General features: G+C 72.4%; 14 protein-coding genes. 13 read left to right on the top strand and 1 reads right to left on the bottom strand.

The window, feature by feature from the left end:
* The first annotated feature begins 64 nt into the window (after positions 1 to 64).
* The 12 genes from Bra3105_RS03690 (at position 65) to Bra3105_RS03635 (ending at position 14,130) form a co-directional block, all read left to right on the top strand.
* Positions 65 to 706: a 50S ribosomal protein L25/general stress protein Ctc gene (locus tag Bra3105_RS03690; RefSeq protein WP_228358644.1), complete on the top strand. Its 642-nt coding sequence runs from the start codon at positions 65 to 67 to the stop codon at positions 704 to 706.
* Between the two features lie 121 nt (positions 707 to 827).
* Positions 828 to 1,433 (top strand): aminoacyl-tRNA hydrolase, encoded by a 606-nt coding sequence (gene pth, locus Bra3105_RS03685; RefSeq protein ID WP_228358643.1) that lies wholly within the window; start codon positions 828 to 830, stop codon positions 1,431 to 1,433.
* Positions 1,430 to 5,044, top strand: a complete 3,615-nt coding sequence (gene mfd / locus Bra3105_RS03680; RefSeq protein ID WP_228358642.1) for a transcription-repair coupling factor — start codon at positions 1,430 to 1,432, stop codon at positions 5,042 to 5,044. Before pth ends, mfd begins: the two co-directional genes overlap by 4 nt.
* The gene (locus Bra3105_RS03675; protein ID WP_228358641.1) at positions 5,041 to 5,817 is read left to right on the top strand and encodes a MazG nucleotide pyrophosphohydrolase domain-containing protein; all 777 of its coding nucleotides are present in this window, start codon (positions 5,041 to 5,043) and stop codon (positions 5,815 to 5,817) included. Before mfd ends, Bra3105_RS03675 begins: the two co-directional genes overlap by 4 nt.
* Positions 5,818 to 5,936: 119 nt before the next feature.
* A complete protein-coding gene (eno, locus tag Bra3105_RS03670; RefSeq protein WP_228358640.1) occupies positions 5,937 to 7,217 on the top strand; it encodes a phosphopyruvate hydratase in 1,281 nt (426 codons plus the stop codon).
* Positions 7,218 to 7,236: 19 nt separating this feature from the next.
* The gene (locus Bra3105_RS03665; protein ID WP_228358639.1) at positions 7,237 to 7,941 is read left to right on the top strand and encodes an FtsB family cell division protein; all 705 of its coding nucleotides are present in this window, start codon (positions 7,237 to 7,239) and stop codon (positions 7,939 to 7,941) included.
* Positions 7,938 to 8,522, top strand: a complete 585-nt coding sequence (locus tag Bra3105_RS03660) for a DUF501 domain-containing protein (RefSeq protein ID WP_407650894.1) — start codon at positions 7,938 to 7,940, stop codon at positions 8,520 to 8,522. The genes Bra3105_RS03665 and Bra3105_RS03660 overlap by 4 nt, the downstream gene beginning before the upstream one ends.
* Complete coding sequence (locus Bra3105_RS03655; protein WP_228358638.1) at positions 8,522 to 9,472, top strand: Ppx/GppA phosphatase family protein; 951 nt, start codon at positions 8,522 to 8,524, stop codon at positions 9,470 to 9,472. Before Bra3105_RS03660 ends, Bra3105_RS03655 begins: the two co-directional genes overlap by 1 nt.
* 133 nt (positions 9,473 to 9,605) lie before the next feature.
* A complete protein-coding gene (locus Bra3105_RS03650) occupies positions 9,606 to 10,976 on the top strand; it encodes an NAD(P)/FAD-dependent oxidoreductase (RefSeq protein WP_228358637.1) in 1,371 nt (456 codons plus the stop codon).
* Between the two features lie 277 nt (positions 10,977 to 11,253).
* Positions 11,254 to 12,039 carry a glucosamine-6-phosphate deaminase gene (gene nagB, locus Bra3105_RS03645; RefSeq protein ID WP_228358636.1) on the top strand — a complete coding sequence of 262 codons (786 nt, stop codon included), beginning with the start codon at positions 11,254 to 11,256 and terminating at the stop codon, positions 12,037 to 12,039.
* Positions 12,040 to 12,175: 136 nt separating this feature from the next.
* Positions 12,176 to 13,669, top strand: a complete 1,494-nt coding sequence (locus Bra3105_RS03640; RefSeq protein ID WP_228358635.1) for an NCS2 family permease — start codon at positions 12,176 to 12,178, stop codon at positions 13,667 to 13,669.
* Positions 13,666 to 14,130: a MarR family winged helix-turn-helix transcriptional regulator gene (locus tag Bra3105_RS03635; protein ID WP_228358634.1), complete on the top strand. Its 465-nt coding sequence runs from the start codon at positions 13,666 to 13,668 to the stop codon at positions 14,128 to 14,130. Before Bra3105_RS03640 ends, Bra3105_RS03635 begins: the two co-directional genes overlap by 4 nt.
* A 103-nt stretch (positions 14,131 to 14,233) precedes the next feature.
* Here Bra3105_RS03635 and serC read toward each other — a convergent pair whose 3' ends face one another.
* Positions 14,234 to 15,370, bottom strand: coding sequence for a phosphoserine transaminase (serC, locus tag Bra3105_RS03630; protein ID WP_228358633.1), 1,137 nt, complete (start codon positions 15,368 to 15,370; stop codon positions 14,234 to 14,236).
* A gap of 190 nt (positions 15,371 to 15,560) precedes the next feature.
* On the opposite strand from serC, the gene Bra3105_RS03625 reads away from it, so the two are divergent.
* Positions 15,561 to 16,259: a demethylmenaquinone methyltransferase gene (locus tag Bra3105_RS03625; protein WP_228358632.1), complete on the top strand. Its 699-nt coding sequence runs from the start codon at positions 15,561 to 15,563 to the stop codon at positions 16,257 to 16,259.
* Positions 16,260 to 16,319 lie beyond the last annotated feature (60 nt).

The following is a 16,319-nucleotide window of genomic DNA, read 5'->3' as shown; positions in this document are numbered from 1 at the left end:
CTCGGCGAGGGCGCCCGGTTCCGCGGCGTGCGCTCGCCGCCCGGAAACCGCAAGGAGCATCCCCATGGCTGAGAAGCTGAACGTCGAGAAGCGCGAGGAGTTCGGCAAGGGCGCTGCCCGCCGCATCCGCACCGAGAACAAGATCCCCGCCGTCCTGTACGGCCACGGCACCGATCCCGTGCACCTCGTGCTGCCCGGTCACGAGACCGCGCTCGCGGCCCGCAACGCCAACGCGCTGCTGGACCTGACCCTTCCCGACGGCGAGTCGCACCTGGGCCTCATCAAGGAGATCCAGCGCCACCCGCTGTCGCGCAACATCACCCACCTCGACCTGATCCTCGTCCGCCGCGGCGAGAAGGTCGAGGTCGACATCCCCGTGTACGTCACCGGCGAGCCCGTCTCCCCGGCGATCGCGGTCGTCGACGCCCAGTCGCTCACCCTCTCCGTGGACGCCCTCGCGGTGCCCGAGAGCATCGAGATCTCCGTCGAGGAGCAGGAGGAGGGCTACCAGCTCTTCGCCGGCGACGTCGTCCTGCCCCAGGGCACCGAGCTCATCACCGATCCGGAGCTGCTCGTCGTCGCGGTGCAGCTGCCGCGCGTCGAGGAGGAGCCCGAGGAGGAGACCGAGGGCGAGGAGACCGCCGAGGGCGAGGAGTCCTCGGAGGACGCCGAGGAGAGCTCGGAGGAGTCCGAGAAGGAGGAGTGAGCCCGGGCGGTCGCACCTCCGATCGCTTGCTCACAGCTCGTCACCGGGGCGTCGCGCACTGCGCGGCGCCTCGGTAGCGTCTCCCAGGTCCCCGCCCCACATCGTCCCTGGAGGATGCCCCATGACCACCGCGAACGAGACGTTCCTCGTCGTCGGCCTCGGCAATCCGGGCCCCTCCTATGCGGCCACGCGCCACAACGTCGGACAGATGGTGCTCGACCACGTCGCCGCGCAGACCGGCGGCCGCTTCAAGGCGGCGCGACGCGCCCCCGCCGTCGTCATCGAGGGACACATGGGCCCGCCCGGTGCGGGCGCCCGCACGATCCTTGCGAAGTCCACCGGCTTCATGAACACCTCCGGCGGCCCCGTCTCCGCCCTCGCCTCCTTCTACGGCGTCGATCCCGAGCACGTGATCGTCGTGCACGACGAGGTCGACCTCCCCTTCGGCACCCTCCGGCTCAAGCGGGGCGGGGGAGAGGGCGGCCACAACGGTCTGCGGGACATCACCAAGGCCCTCGGCACCAAGGAGTACCTGCGTGTGCGCGTCGGGGTGGGCCGCCCGCCCGGCCGGCAGGACACCGCGGATCACGTGCTCGCGCCCTTCCGCCCCGCCGAGCGCAAGGAGCTCGACCTCGTGATCGACGAGGCGGGCGACGCGCTCGAGCTGCTCGTCCTCGAGGGCCTCACCGCCGCCCAGCAGACCGTCCACTCCCGGGAGGCCCGATGACCGCCTCGAACGCGCCGACCCCGCCGACCCCGTCGGCCCCGCCGGCCCCGTCCGCCCCGCTCGCCCCGCTGCTCGACCTCGTCGCGAGCGGTGAGGACCTCACGCGCCTGCGCGAGCTCGTCGCCCCCGATCCGGCCGCCTCCGACGTCCCCGTCGAGGACTCGGCGACCGTCGCCCCCACCTCCCTGGTGCCCTTCGCCGTCGCCGACCTCGCGCGCAGCGCCACCCCCGACTCGCCCCTCGTCGTGCTCACCGCCACGACCCGCGCGGCCGAGGACGCCCGCGCCGCGCTCGAGGCGATGGTCGGCACGACGCACGTGGCCGAGCTGCCCGCCTGGGAGACCCTCCCGCACGAGCGGCTGTCCCCGCGCGCCGACACCGTCGCCCGCCGCCTGCAGACCCTGCGGCGCATCGCCCACCCGGAGACCGAGCAGGGCGTCAGCGTGCTCCTGCTCCCGGTGCGCAGCCTGCTGCAGCCGATCGCGAAGGGCCTCGGGGACCTGCGGGCCGTGCGCGCCCGCGTCGGCGACGACTACCCGCTCGAGCGCCTCGAGCAGGACCTCGTCGACGCCGCGTACGTGCGCACCGACATGGTCGAGAAGCGCGGCGAGTTCGCCGTGCGCGGCGGCATCCTCGACGTCTTCCCGCCCACCGAGCCCCACCCCGTGCGCGTGGACCTGTTCGGCGACGAGGTCGACGAGGTCCGGTACTTCTCCATCGCCGACCAGCGCTCCCTGGAGTCGGTGCCCCACGGGCTCGACGCCGCGCCGTGCCGCGAGATCCTGCTCAGCGACACCGTGCGCGAGCGCGCCCGGGACATGGCGGAGAAGCTCCCGGGCGTGCGGGACATGCTCGAGCGGATCGCCGCCGGCATCGCCGTGGACGGCATGGAGTCGCTCAGCCCGGTGCTGGTGGGGGAGATGGAGCAGGTCGTCGACGTGCTCCCCGCGGACTCCCGCTTCCTCGTGATCGACCCGGAGCGCGTGCGCGCACGCGGGGCGGAGCTGGTCTCCACGACCGACGAGTTCCTCGCCGCCGCCTGGTCGAGCGCCGCCGCCGGCGGCGGGCTGCCCATCGACGTGGGCGAGGCGAGCTTCGTGCCGCTCCCGGACGTGCGGGAGCACGCACGCTCCCGCGGCCAGCGCTGGCACACCCTCGCGCCCTTCGGCCTCGAGACCGACGTCGACCTCACCGCGCGCGCCGTGAACCACCCCGGCTACTCCGGTCGCGGGGAGGACATCGCCAAGGATCTCGGCGCCCGCCGCACCGAGGGCTGGCGGATCGTGGTCACGATGACCGGCAGCGGCGGCGCCCGCCACGCCGCCGAATCGCTCGAGGAGCAGGGCGTGCCCGCCCGCTACGTCCACCCGCTCGACGTGCCGCCCGCGCCGGGGGAGCCGATCGTCACCGTCGGCCCCTTCGCCGACGGCCTCGTCGACGAGTCCCTGCGGCTCATGGTGGTCGCCGAGCGCGACGTCACCGGCAAGACCGGCCAGCGGCGCAGCGGGGGCGAGCGGCGCATCCCCTCGCGCCGCCGCAACGTCGTGGACCCCCTGCAGCTGCGCCCGGGCGACCATGTCGTCCACGCGCACCACGGCGTCGGCCGCTTCGTCGAGATGACCAGCCGCACCGTCGGCTCCGGCGCCAAGGCGACCACCCGCGAGTACCTCGTCATCGAGTACGCGGCCTCGAAGAAGGGGCAGCCGGGGGACAGGCTCTACGTCCCCAGCGACCAGCTCGACCAGGTCACCAAGTACGTCGGCGGCGAGGACCCCACGGTCAACCGCATGGGCGGGGCCGACTGGGCGAAGACCAAGTCGAGGGCCCGCAAGGCGATCCGCGAGATCGCCGACGAGCTCGTGCGCCTGTACTCCGCGCGTCAGAGCGCGCCCGGCCACTCCTTCGGCCCCGACACGCCCTGGCAGCGCGAGCTCGAGGACTCCTTCGAGTTCGTCGAGACCCCCGATCAGCTCTCCACGATCGACGACGTCAAGGGCGACATGGAGAAGGCCGTCCCGATGGACCGCCTGATCCTCGGCGACGTCGGCTACGGCAAGACGGAGATCGCGGTGCGCGCCGCCTTCAAGGCCGTCCAGGACGGCAAGCAGGTCGCCGTGCTCGCGCCCACGACCCTGCTCTCCCAGCAGCACCTGGACACCTTCACCGAGCGCTTCACGGGCTTCCCCGTGACCGTGCGGGGGCTCTCCCGCTTCCAGTCCGACGCCGACTCCCAGGCCACCATCGAGGGTCTGCGCGACGGCAGCGTCGACGTGGTCATCGGCACCCACCGCCTGATCACCGGGCAGGTGCGGTTCAAGGACCTGGGCCTGCTGATCATCGACGAGGAGCAGCGCTTCGGCGTCGAGCACAAGGAGACCCTCAAGGCGATGCGCACGAACGTGGACGTGCTGTCCATGTCCGCGACGCCGATCCCGCGCACCCTCGAGATGGCCGTGACCGGCATCCGCGAGATGTCCACGCTCGCGACCCCGCCCGAGGAGCGACACCCCGTGCTCACCTACGTGGGCGCGGAGGACGACAAGCAGATCACCGCCGCGATCCGCCGCGAGCTGCTGCGGGAGGGCCAGGTCTTCTTCATCCACAACCGCGTCGAGGACATCGACGCCACCGCCCAGCGGCTGCGCGAGCTCGTGCCCGACGCGCGCGTGCAGGTCGCCCACGGCAAGATGAACGAGAACCAGCTCGAGCGGGTCATCGTCGACTTCTGGGAGAAGGAGTTCGACGTGCTCGTGTGCACCACGATCGTCGAGACCGGCCTGGACATCGCCAACGCCAACACGCTGATCGTCGAGAACGCCGACCGCTTCGGCCTCTCCCAGCTCCACCAGCTGCGCGGCCGCGTGGGCCGCTCGAGCGAGCGCGCCTACGCGTACTTCCTCTACGACGGGTCGAAGCCCCTCACGGAGACCGCCTCGGACCGCCTCACCACGCTGGCCACCAACACCGATCTCGGCGCGGGCATGCAGGTCGCCATGAAGGACCTCGAGATCCGCGGCGCCGGCAACCTGCTGGGCGGCGAGCAGTCCGGCCACATCGCGGGCGTCGGCTTCGACCTCTACGTGCGGATGGTGGGGGAGGCCGTCGCGGCCTTCCGCGGCGAGTCCACCGCGCCCACGAAGGACGTCAAGGTCGAGCTGCCGCTCGACGCCCACGTGCCCCACGACTACATCGCCTCCGAGCGGCTGCGCCTCGAGGCCTACTCGAAGCTCTCCGGCGCGAGCGACCCGGCGACCATCGAGGAGGTCCGCGCCGAGCTCACGGACCGCTACGGAGCGCCGCCGGCCGCGGTCGAGGTGCTGCTGGACGTGGCCCGCTTCCGCCTGGAGTGCCGCGACGCGGGCATCGAGGAGGTCCAGGCCCAGGGCAAGATGATCCGCTTCGCCCACCTCGAGCTGCCCGACTCGGTGGCCATGCGCATGAAGCGCCTGTACCCGGGCACCATGCTCAAGCCCGCCGTGCGCCAGGTGCTCGTCCCGCGGCCGACGACCTCGCGCGTGGGCGGCACCGAGCTGCGCGACCACGAGCTGCTCGCCTGGGCCCGGAAGGTGCTCGGCGTGCTGAAGCCGGCTCCGGCGGAGGACGCGGCGTGAGCGCGGACGGGTCGGAGGACCGGAGCCCGGCGCGGGGGAGCGAGCTGCTGCGCGCGGTCGCCGTGATGGACGCCCTGCGGGCCCCCGAGGGCGACGCCTGGAGCGCGCTGCAGACCCATCATTCGCTCGCCCGCTACCTGCTCGAGGAGACCCACGAGGTCCTCGAGGCGATCGAGGAGCGGACCGACGGGTCGGACCCTTCCGCCGCCGCTCATCTGCCCGACGAGCTCGGCGACCTGCTCTTCCAGATCCTGTTCCACGCCCGTCTCGGGCAGGAGGAGGACCCCGCCTGGGACGTCGACGACGTGGCCCGGGCCTTCGTCCGGAAGATGGAGCGGCGCAATCCGCACGTGTTCGGCGCGGACCGCGAGGACTCGCTCGACGACCGCGGCGACGTCGAGCAGATCGTCGCGCAGTGGCATGCCGTGAAGGCCCGGGAGCGGGCGGAGCAGGACGGGTCCGGGGAGTCAGGGGAGTCCGACGGGTCGGACGCGAACGGTGCCCTCCCGTCCGCCTGGTTCGACGGCATCCCGCACGCCCTGCCCGCGCTCCAGGCGGCGGCGAAGAGCGTCCACCGCTCGCGGTCCGACGCCCGGCTCGACGAGCTCACCGCGGCCGCGAAGTCCGCCGCCTCGGCCCCGGACGCCGAGGAGTGGGGCGCCGACATCGCCCTGCGGCTGCTCGCCGTGGTGCGAGAGGCCGAGGCGCGCGACGTCGACCCCGAATCCGCGCTGCGCACCCTGCTCACGAGGGCCCGGGGACTCTCGCGCTGAGGGGTCCGCGCCCGTCGTGGGCGGCCCAGGATCGGTCGCCGGTCGGCGACTAGACTGGTGCCGACACCGGCCCGCCCGCGCGGCGCCGGACCTGACCTCACCGAAGGAAGGAAACCCACATGGCTCTCATCGACGCCGTCCTGTCCCGCGAGATCCTCGACTCGCGAGGCAACCCCACCGTCGAGGTCGAGGTGCTGCTCGACGACGGCACCTTCGCCCGCGCCGAGGTGCCCTCCGGCGCCTCCACCGGCCAGTTCGAGGCCGTCGAGCTGCGCGACGGCGACAAGGGCCGCTACCTGGGCAAGGGCGTGACCAAGGCCGTCCAGGCCGTCGTCGACTCCCTCGGCCCGGAGGTCGTGGGTCTGGACGCGCAGGAGCAGCGCGCCATCGACCAGGCCATGATCGAGGCCGACGGCACCGCCAACAAGGGCACCCTGGGCGCCAACGCGATCCTCGGCGTCTCCCTCGCGGTCGCCCGCGCCGCCGCCGACTCCTCGGCCCTCCCGCTCTACCAGTACGTCGGCGGCCCGAACGCCCACGTGCTCCCCGTGCCGATGATGAACATCCTCAACGGCGGGTCCCACGCGGACTCCAACGTCGACATCCAGGAGTTCATGATCGCGCCGATCGGCGCGAGCAGCTTCGTCGAGGCCGTCCGCATGGGCGCCGAGGTGTACCACGCGCTCAAGGCCGTGCTGAAGGAGCGCGGCCTGTCCACGGGCCTCGGCGACGAGGGCGGCTTCGCGCCGAACCTCGAGTCCAACCGTGCGGCGCTCGACCTCATCCTCGAGGCGATCCGCAACGCGGGCTACGCCCCCGGCACCGACGTGGCGCTCGCGCTCGACGTCGCGGCCTCCGAGTTCTTCGAGGACGGCACCTACGCCTTCGAGGGCGGCAAGAAGTCCAGCCAGGAGCTCATCGACTACTACACCGAGCTCGTGGACGCCTACCCGCTGGTCTCCATCGAGGACCCGCTGGACGAGGAGGACTGGGACGGCTGGAAGGCCATCACCGACGCCCTAGGCGACAAGGTCCAGATCGTGGGCGACGACCTCTTCGTCACCAACCCCGAGCGCCTGGGCAAGGGCATCGACCTCGGCGCCGCCAACGCGCTCCTGGTCAAGGTCAACCAGATCGGCTCGCTCACCGAGACCCTCGACGCCGTCGACCTCGCGCACCGCAGCGGCTACCGCTGCATGATGTCGCACCGCTCGGGCGAGACCGAGGACACCACGATCGCGGACCTCGCGGTCGCCGTGAACTGCGGCCAGATCAAGTCCGGCGCCCCCGCCCGCGGCGAGCGCGTGAACAAGTACAACCAGCTGATCCGCATCGAGGAGGAGCTGGGCGAGGCCGCGACCTACGCCGGCGCCTCGGCGTTCCCGCGGTTCTCCGCCTGAGCGCGCTACCCTCGAGCGCATGACTGCACGACGACCGGGCGCCCCACGATCCGCGGGACGCCCGGTCGCCGCGTCCGGGGGCCGACGCGGCGACCGCGCCCGCACCTCCGGCGATCGGCGACCGGGCAGCGCCTCCTCGCGCCCCGCCTCCGCCTCCCGCCCGCGCAGCGCGCCCCGCGGCACCGATCCGGCCGATGAGCCCGACGGCCCGGTCATCACGATCACGCGGCGCGCGCTGATCCTCATCGCGGTGATCGTCGTGGCCCTCGCCACGCTCGTGCCGACGCTCAACACCTTCATCGCCCAGCGCCAGCAGCTCGCCTCCCTGCAGGATCAGGTCTCCGGCCAGCAGGACGAGGTCGCCGACCTCCAGGCCCAGGTCGACCGCTGGGACGATCCGAACTACGTGGCCGCCCAGGCCCGCGAGCGCCTGCTCTACGCGATGCCGGGGGAGACCCAGTACCGCCTCATGGACTCCTCGGGCAACGACGTCCCCCTCACCGAGGCCCAGCAGAAGCAGGCCGAGGCCTCCTCCGGCGACTGGTACACGACCCTGTGGAGCAGCGTCGAGGGCGCGAGCCGCGCCGACCCCGGCACCACGTCGGTCTCGCCGGCCGACGGCAGGGCCGACGACCCGCAGGCCCCCGGCACGGGCAAGAACAACGGATCCGGCGCCTCCGACGCGGGCGGCTCCGACTCACCCAGCGACCAGGACGACGAGTGACCACGCTTCCCCAGCCCCTTCCCACACCGTTCCCCGGCACGCTCCCGCCGCTGCCGTACGAGACGCCCGCGAGCGAGGACGACCTCGCGCGGATGCAGGACCAGGTGGGCCGCGAGATGCGCGGCGTCCACTCGGTCGCACGCCGCTGCGCGTGCGGTCGCCCCGCCGTGGTGCGCACCCTGCCCCGCCTGCCCGGGGGCACGCCGTTCCCGACCTCGTTCTACCTCACCCTGCCCAGCATGGTGCAGGCCGCCTCGCACCTCGAGGCCGCGGGTCGCCTCACCGAGCTCACCGCGCAGCTCGGCGAGGACCCCGAGCTCGCCGCGGGCTACCGCCGCGCCCATGAGCGCTACCTCGAGCGCCGCGCGGAGCTCGGGAGCGTCGAGGAGATCGAGGGCATCAGCGCGGGCGGCATGCCCGGCCGCGTGAAGTGCCTGCACGCGATCATCGGCCACGGACTGGCCGAGGGCCCCGGGGTCAACCCCGTGGCCGACCTCGTCCTCGCCGAGATCGCCCCGGACACGGAGATCTCCGTCTGCCGCTGCGAGAGCTTCGAGGGCACCACGGGGGAGGACGAGTGATGAGCACGGACGGACCCTCCACGGCCCCCGTCGCCGCGATCGACTGCGGCACGAACTCGATCCGCCTGCTGATCGCCCGCGGCGCGGGCGACGGCGGCCTCGTGGACGTCGAGCGCCGGATGGAGGTCGTGCGCCTGGGCTTCGACGTCGACCGCACCGGGCGGTTCGACCCCGCCGCGATCGAGCGCACGCTCGCGGCGACGCGCGACTACGCCTCGGCGGTCTCCGCGCACGGCGCCGAACGGATCCGCTTCGTCGCCACCTCCGCGACGCGCGACGCCTCCAACCGCGAGGAGTTCATCGACGGCGTCCGGGAGATCCTCGGGGTCGTCCCCGAGGTCGTCCCCGGCGATGTCGAGGCGGAGCTGTCCTTCCAAGGCGCCGTGAGCACCCTCGACGGGCTCGTCCCGGGGCCGCGCCTCGTCGTGGACATCGGCGGCGGCTCCACCGAGCTCGTCGCCGGCATCGAGGCGCCCGAGCACCGCATCAGCCTGGACATGGGCTCCGTCCGTCTCACCGAGCGCCACCTGCGCTCCGACCCGCCGAGCGAGCCGGAGATCGACGCCGCCCGCGCGGACATCGACTCCCTGCTCGACCAGGCCGAGGAGGTTGTGCCGCTGCCACCCACGCGCACCCTCGTCGGCGTCGCCGGGACCGTCACCACGCTGACCGCGCTCGCGCAGGGCCTCGAGGTCTACACGCCCGACGCCACCCACGGCGCGCGCCTGGACATCGCACGCATGCGCGAGGTCTGCCTCGAGGTGCTCGCCATGAGCACGGACGAGCGCCGCCGTCGCCCGATCATCCACCCCGGGCGGATCGACGTCATCGGCGCAGGTGCGCTGATCTGGGAGCGCGTGCTCGCGCGCGTGCAGGAGGCCTCGGGGATCTCCGAGGTGCGCTCTTCCGAGCACGACATCCTCGACGGCATCGCGCTCTCCCTGCTGTGATCTGAGCCACCGCGCGTGGAGCGGCGACCTGCACGAACGTGCGGGCAGTGGGGCAGAAACGCCCCGGAGCCGCCCATGTCTTGCCGAGCGGAGGTTTTTTCTCCGCACAGCTCCTTGGCCCTATCCTGTCGGTATGAACACCATCACCGGCGGAAAGCCCCATGTCCTCATCCTCGGCGGCGGGTCCGTCGGGCTCACCACGGCCAGCGAGCTGCGGAAGTCGCTCGGCTCCGACATCGCGATCACGGTCGTGGACTCGCGCCCGTACCTGACCTTCGCCCCCTTCCTCCCCGAGGTCGGCTCCGGCTCGATCGACCCGCGCAACGCGCTCGCCCCGCTGCGCAAGGCGCTCTCGGGCACCAAGGTCGTCACCGGCGCCGTCACCGGCGTGAAGAGCTCCGAGAAGGTCGTCTCGGTCGAGACCGAGGACGGCGACGACCTCGAGATCTCCTACGACTACCTCGTGCTGGGCCTGGGCTCCGTGCCGCGCCTGCTGCCGATCCCCGGCCTCGCCGAGAACGCGATCGGCTTCAAGTGGGTCGAGGAGGCCGTGGCCGTGCGCGACCGCATCCTCGCGAACCTCGCCGAGGCCGCGTCGACCAAGGATCCCCGCACCCGCAAGCGGCTGCTCACCTTCACCTTCATCGGCGGCGGCTTCGCCGGCGGCGAGGCCGTGGCGGAGGCCGAGGACATGGTCCGCGACGCCCTGCGCTACTACCCCGACCTGCACTCCTCGGACGTGCGCTTCGTCCTCATCGACGCCGCGCCCTTCATCTTCCCCGAGGTCAGCGAGGAGCAGCGCGCCTACGCGCTCAACCAGCTGCGCGAGCGCGGCGTCGAGGTCAAGCTCGAGACGTTCGTGAACTCCTGCGAGAACAACGTCATCAAGACCAGCGACGACGACGAGTTCGAGACCGACCTCATCGTCTGGAACGCGGGCGTGAAGCCGAACCCGCTGCTGAGCGAGGCCGAGGCCTTCGACATCCCCGTGCTCTCCGAGCGCGGCCCGAAGATGGGCAAGCTCGAGTGCCTCCCCGATCTCCGGGTCAAGGGCGCCGAGGGCGCCATGGACGACGTGTTCGCCGGCGGCGACTGCGCGGCCGTCCCGGACCTGGCCTCCGGCGAGGACAAGATCTGCCCGCCCAACGCCCAGCACGCCGTGCGCCAGGGCAAGCGGATCGCGGACAACATCACGCGCTCCGTGCAGGGCCGCCCGCTCGTGGACTACTACCACAAGAACATGGGCACCATGGCGACCCTGGGCATGTACAAGGGCATGGGGTACCTCCTGCTCGGCGACAAGCGCATCGAGCTCAAGGGCGTCCCCGCCTGGGCCGCCGCTCGCGCGTACCACCTGTACACGATGCCGACGATCGGCCGGAAGGCCGCCGTCGTCGCCGACTGGGCGAGCACCGCGATCTCGCGCCGCGACATCATCGGCATCCCGCAGTCGACGAACCCCCGCGGCGCCTTCGAGCTCGCGGCCGGTCCGAAGAAGAAGTGACGCGCTGACCGACATGCGCACGCGGCGCTGACGCGGCGCGGACGACGACGGGCCCCGGGGAGTGATCCCCGGGGCCCGTCGTCGTCCTGCTGTCCCTGCCCGCGGCTCCGATGATCCGTCGCGCACAGCGGGACCGCCGGAGGTGCGGCGAGCCATCCCGCGTGCTCTATGATGTGACCGGACATGATCATTGGACGTCTGATCCGGTCATGCTCGATCATCGATGAGCCGTCCGGCGGGTGCTTCCCGGGCCGGGCGACGGACTGCAGGAGGACCCGTGGAGATCATCATCGCGAAGGACGCCGAGCAGGCGGCCGCGGTCGTCGCCGACCGCTTCGAGGCGGTCCTGCGCGAGCGCGGCGAGGACGGCGCCGTGCTCGGCCTGGCGACCGGCTCGAGCCCGGTCCTCACCTACCGCGAGCTGATCGCGCGCCACCGCGAGCAGGGACTGAGCTTCGCCCACGCGCGAGCCTTCCTGCTCGACGAGTACATCGGCCTCAGCGCCGACCACGAGCAGAGCTACCACCGCTTCATCCGCGACACCTTCACCGGCCACGTGGACATCCCCGATGAGCTCGTGCTCTCGCCCGACGGCGAGGCGTCCGACCCGCGCGCCGAGGCCGTGCGCTACGACGCCTCCATCGGCGAGGCCGGCGGGGTGGACATCCAGATCCTCGGCATCGGCGCCAACGGCCACATCGGCTTCAACGAGCCCAGCAGCTCCTTCGGCTCCCGCACACGCGTGAAGACCCTGACCGAGCAGACCGTGCGCGACAACGCCCGCTTCTTCTCGAGCTCCGACGAGGTCCCGATCCACGTCCTCACCCAGGGCCTGGAGACCATCCGCGAGGCGCGCCGGATCGTGCTCATCGCGACCGGCGCGGGGAAGGCGCAGGCCGTGCGCGACATGGCCGAGGGCCCCGTGAGCGCCGCCTGCCCGGCCAGCATCCTGCAGATGCACCCCGCGGTCACCGTCGTCGTCGACGAGGCCGCGGCGCGTGATCTCACGCACGCCGACTACTACCGCTTCATCCAGTCCCAGAAGGACCGCCTGGCGAGCTGAGCCCTGTGTGCGCTCGGCACTTGCGCGCCGAGCGCCCGCCGCAGATCGCGGCACGCGACCGCCCCGCCCTCCCGCGCGCCGTCCACGACGTCCGCCAGGGAACCGGTCCTCCCGCCCGCGCGGATAGCATCTGGACATGCACACGACGCCCCCCGGCACGACCGCGCCCGCCCCCACCGGCGCCTCCTCAGGCATCGACCGCTTCTTCGGGATCAGCGCCCGGGGGTCGAGCGTCGGCCGCGAGGTGCGCGGCGGCATCGTCACCTTCTTCGCGATGTGCTACATCGTGGTGCTGAACCCGCTGATCATCGGAACCGTCCCCGATTCCACGGGGCACTACCTGGGCGGCGGCACCGAGCCCAACCTGCCCGCGGTGGCCGCCGGCACGGCCCTCGTGGCCGGACTGCTCACGATCCTCATGGGCGCCTGGGCGAAGTTCCCCCTGGCCCTCGCCGCGGGCCTCGGCCTGAACGCCGTGATCGCCTACTCGGTCGCGCCGCTGCCGGGCATGACCTGGGCCGGCGCGATGGGCCTCGTGGTCATCGAGGGCGTCGTCGTGCTGATCCTGGTGCTCACCGGCTTCCGCCGGGCCGTCTTCAACGCGGTGCCTCCGTTCATGAAGACCGCGATCGGCGTGGGCCTCGGCCTGTTCATCGCCTTCGTGGGCCTGTTCAACGCCCGCTTCATCACCCCCGCCGACGGCACCCCGGTCCAGCTGGGGGCGGACGGCTCCCTGGCCGGCTGGCCGATCCTCGTGTTCATCGTGGGCCTGGTCCTCATGTTCGCGCTGTACGTGCGCAGGGTCCCCGGCGCCATCCTCATCGCGATCGTCGCCGCGACCGTGCTCGCGATCGTCATCGAGAAGGTCGTCGGCGTGGGCGCGTACTCCGACGGGTCCGACGGCGGCGCCGCGAACCCGCACGGCTGGAGCCTGAACGTGCCGAGCCTCGGCGGCTCGCCCGTGCAGATGCCCGACTTCTCGACGCTGTTCACCGTGGACCCCATCGGCGGCATCACCGCGGCCGGCGCCGTGGGCGCGACCACGATCGTGTTCTCGCTGCTGCTGGCCGACTTCTTCGACACCATGGGCACCATGGTCGCGGTCGCCGCCGAGGGCGACATGCTCGACGAGGACGGCGACATCCCCCATTCCCAGCGGATCCTGGTGGTCGACTCCCTCGCGGCGATCGCCGGCGGCGTCGGCGGCGTCTCCTCCGCGACGAGCTACGCCGAGTCGGCGTCGGGCGTCGCCGAGGGCGCCCGCACGGGCCTGGCCGCGATCGTCGCGGGCCTCGCGTTCCTGCTCAGCACGCTGCTCTCGCCGCTCGTCGCGATGGTGCCCTACGAGGCGGCCACACCTGCGCTGGTGATGGTCGGCTTCCTCATGATGACCCAGGTGACCTCGATCGACTTCACCGACGTCGAGAAGGCGATCCCCGCCTTCCTCACCATCATGCTCATGCCCTTCACCTACTCGATCACGGTGGGCATGGGCGCGGGCTTCCTCATGTACGTCGTGATCCGGATCGTGCGCGGCAAGGCCCGCGAGGTCCACTGGCTGATGTACGTGGTGGCCGTCCTGTTCGTGCTCTACTTCCTGCGCGGCCCCCTCGAGAGCCTGCTGACGTGAGCGACCGGGCCCGCGAGGCGCACGTCGACGACATCGTCGCGGATCTCCACCGCGTGCTGCTGGTGTCCTCGCGGCGCCTGCGCTCGCGCGCGGCCTCGGAGGAGGTCTCCGTGGCCCAGTTCTCCGTGCTCGCCTACCTGCACAGAGAGGGCGAGGCCACGCCCGGGCGCGTCGCCGACTTCGAGCGCGTGAGCCCGCCCGTGATGACGCGCATCATCGCCCGGCTCGAGGAGGCGGGATGGGTCGCCCGGCGTCCCCACCCGAGCGACCGGCGGCAGGTCCTGCTCGCCCTCACCGAGGAGGGCGCGACGATCGTCGAGGAGGGCCGACGGGCCCGCAGCGCCTGGCTCCGCGAGCGGATCGACGGCCTCGACGACGCCCAGCTCGGACAGCTGGAGACGGCCGCCCGCATGCTGCACGACGTCCTCCTGGACGCCCCGCGCGAGGGTGCCGGGGAATGACCGCGCCCGACTCGCGCGAAGGGCCCGGGCCGACGCCATGACGGCGATCGGCCCGGGCCCTTCGCACGGGCGGTCCGGTCCTTCGTGGTGACCGGCCTGCCGCTCAGCCCTCCCGCAGCGCGTCCAGGACATGGTCGAGGACGGCGATCAGGGAGCGCACATCGGACTCCGGCACGGCGGGGAACGTCGCGATCCGCAGCTGGTTGCGGCCGAGCTTCCGGTAGGGCTCGATGTCCACGATCCCGCGCGAGCGGAGCAGGGAGGCGATGCCCGCGGCATCGACGTCGTCGGCAAGGTCCAGCGTCGTGACGACCTGGGAGCGCAGCGCCGGGTCGGCGACGAAGGGGGAGACCTCCTCGCGCGCCGCGGCCCAGTCCTGCAGGAGACCGCTCGTGGCGCGGGTGCGCGCGTCGGCCCAGGCCAGTCCACCCTGGCCGAGGATCCATTCGATCTGCTCCGCCAGCAGCACGAGGGTGGCGATCGCAGGGGTGTTCAGCGTCTGGTCCTTGCGGGAGTTGCTGATCGCGGCCGTGAGCGAGAGGAACTCGGGGATCCAGCGGTCGCCGGCATCGAGCTGCTCGGCGCGCTCGATCGCAGCGGGGGAGAGGGCCGCGATCCAGAGCCCTCCGTCGGAGGCGAAGGACTTCTGCGGGGCGAAGTAGTACGCGTCCGTCTGGGCGAGGTCCACGGCCACTCCGCCCGCGGCGCTCGTCGCGTCGACGAGGACGAGCTGATCCTCGCCGGCGCCCTCCGGCCGGCGCACCGGGAGCATGACACCGGTCGACGTCTCGTTCTGCGGCCACGCGTAGGCATCCACCGTCTCGTCCGCCCGGGCAGCGATGCCGCTGCCGGGCTCGGCGCGCAGCACCGAGGGATCCGACAAGTGGGGCGCGCCGGCGGTCTCCGCTGCGAACTTCGAGGAGAACTCGCCCAGGACCAGGTGCTGTGCGCGCTCGCGGATCAGACCGAATGCGGCCGCGTCCCAGAACGCGGTCGAGCCGCCGTTGCCCAGGACGATCTCGTATCCCTCGGGGAGGGCGAAGAGCTCCGCGAGGCCCTCACGGACCCGGCGCACGAGGTCCTTGACGGGCGCCTGCCGGTGGGAGGTCCCCATGACGCTCGAGCCGAGCGCCGAGAGAGCGGCCATCTGCTCGGGACGGATCCGCGAGGGGCCGGAGCCGAACCGCCCGTCGGTCGGGAGCAGCTCGTCGGGGATGGTGATGCGGTCGAGCGCGGGCACTTGGCCTCCTGCGAGGTGACGGTGGTGGACAGGGCGCGGCGGCTGCGGCACAGGAGAGCGCCGCGCCGGCGCCGACGCGGCCATTGTCCGACGGGGCGCCCCCTCCGTGCGAGACGGCTCCGCTGTGTGGACGGTCCCGCTACGTCCCCTCGGCGACGAACCGGGGCGCGAGTTCTGGCAGTATCGAGGCATGAACCGCGCGGACCTCGACAAGAACCCCTACGACGTCGCCGGGATGTTCGACGGCATCGCGCGCAGGTACGACCTCATGAACGACCTCGCCGCCCTGGGACAGGTGCGCTCGTGGCGGCGGGCCATGGTGGATTCGCTGGACATCACGGCGGGCCAGCACGTCCTGGACCTCGCCGCCGGCACGGGCACCTCGACCGCCGCGCTCGTGGACGCCGGCGCCGACGCCGTGGCCGCCGACTTCTCGCTGGGCATGATGGAGGAGGGCCGACGGCGCCAGCCGCACATTCCCTTCGTCGCCGCGGATGCGCAGGCGCTGCCGTTCGCCGACGACTCCTTCGACGCCGCTGTCATCTCCTTCGGACTGCGCAACGTGCAGCGGCCTCGGACCGCCATCGCGGAGATGACGCGCGTGGTCCGGCCCGGCGGGCGGGTCGTCATCTGCGAGTTCTCGACGCCCACGTCCACCGTGTTCCGCACCGTCTACAGCAGGTACCTGCTGCGCGCGATCCCCGCGGTCGCCCATCGCGTGACGCAGAGCCCCGAGGCCTACGACTACCTCTCGGAGTCGATCCTCGACTGGCCGGACCAGGAGGAGCTGCGCACCTGGATGCTCGAGGAGGGCCTGAAGCAGGTCCAGTTCCGCAACCTCACCGGCGGCATCGTCGCCCTGCATCGCGGCGTGGTGCCGGCAGCCTGAACCTCGTCCCTCGGTCCTCAGGGCGCCGACGCACGGCTCCGGGCCGCCCTCGCGAGTTCA

It is taken from the genome of Brachybacterium halotolerans subsp. kimchii (genome assembly GCF_020792675.1).
Taxonomy (GTDB): Bacteria; Actinomycetota; Actinomycetes; order Actinomycetales; family Dermabacteraceae; genus Brachybacterium; species Brachybacterium halotolerans.
Note: the sequence above shows the minus strand (reverse complement) of the source record. Positions and strands in the feature narration are given on the sequence as shown.

Coding starts and splice junctions, on each gene's coding strand:
- Bra3105_RS03690 (WP_228358644.1), top strand. CDS start 65: ATGGCTGAGAAGCTGAACGTCGAGAAGCGCGAGGAGTTCGGCAAGGGC.
- Bra3105_RS03655 (WP_228358638.1), top strand. CDS start 8,522: ATGAGCACGGACGGACCCTCCACGGCCCCCGTCGCCGCGATCGACTGC.
- Bra3105_RS03650 (WP_228358637.1), top strand. CDS start 9,606: ATGAACACCATCACCGGCGGAAAGCCCCATGTCCTCATCCTCGGCGGC.
- Bra3105_RS03665 (WP_228358639.1), top strand. CDS start 7,237: ATGACTGCACGACGACCGGGCGCCCCACGATCCGCGGGACGCCCGGTC.
- Bra3105_RS03625 (WP_228358632.1), top strand. CDS start 15,561: ATGAACCGCGCGGACCTCGACAAGAACCCCTACGACGTCGCCGGGATG.
- pth (WP_228358643.1), top strand. CDS start 828: ATGACCACCGCGAACGAGACGTTCCTCGTCGTCGGCCTCGGCAATCCG.
- mfd (WP_228358642.1), top strand. CDS start 1,430: ATGACCGCCTCGAACGCGCCGACCCCGCCGACCCCGTCGGCCCCGCCG.
- Bra3105_RS03640 (WP_228358635.1), top strand. CDS start 12,176: ATGCACACGACGCCCCCCGGCACGACCGCGCCCGCCCCCACCGGCGCC.
- eno (WP_228358640.1), top strand. CDS start 5,937: ATGGCTCTCATCGACGCCGTCCTGTCCCGCGAGATCCTCGACTCGCGA.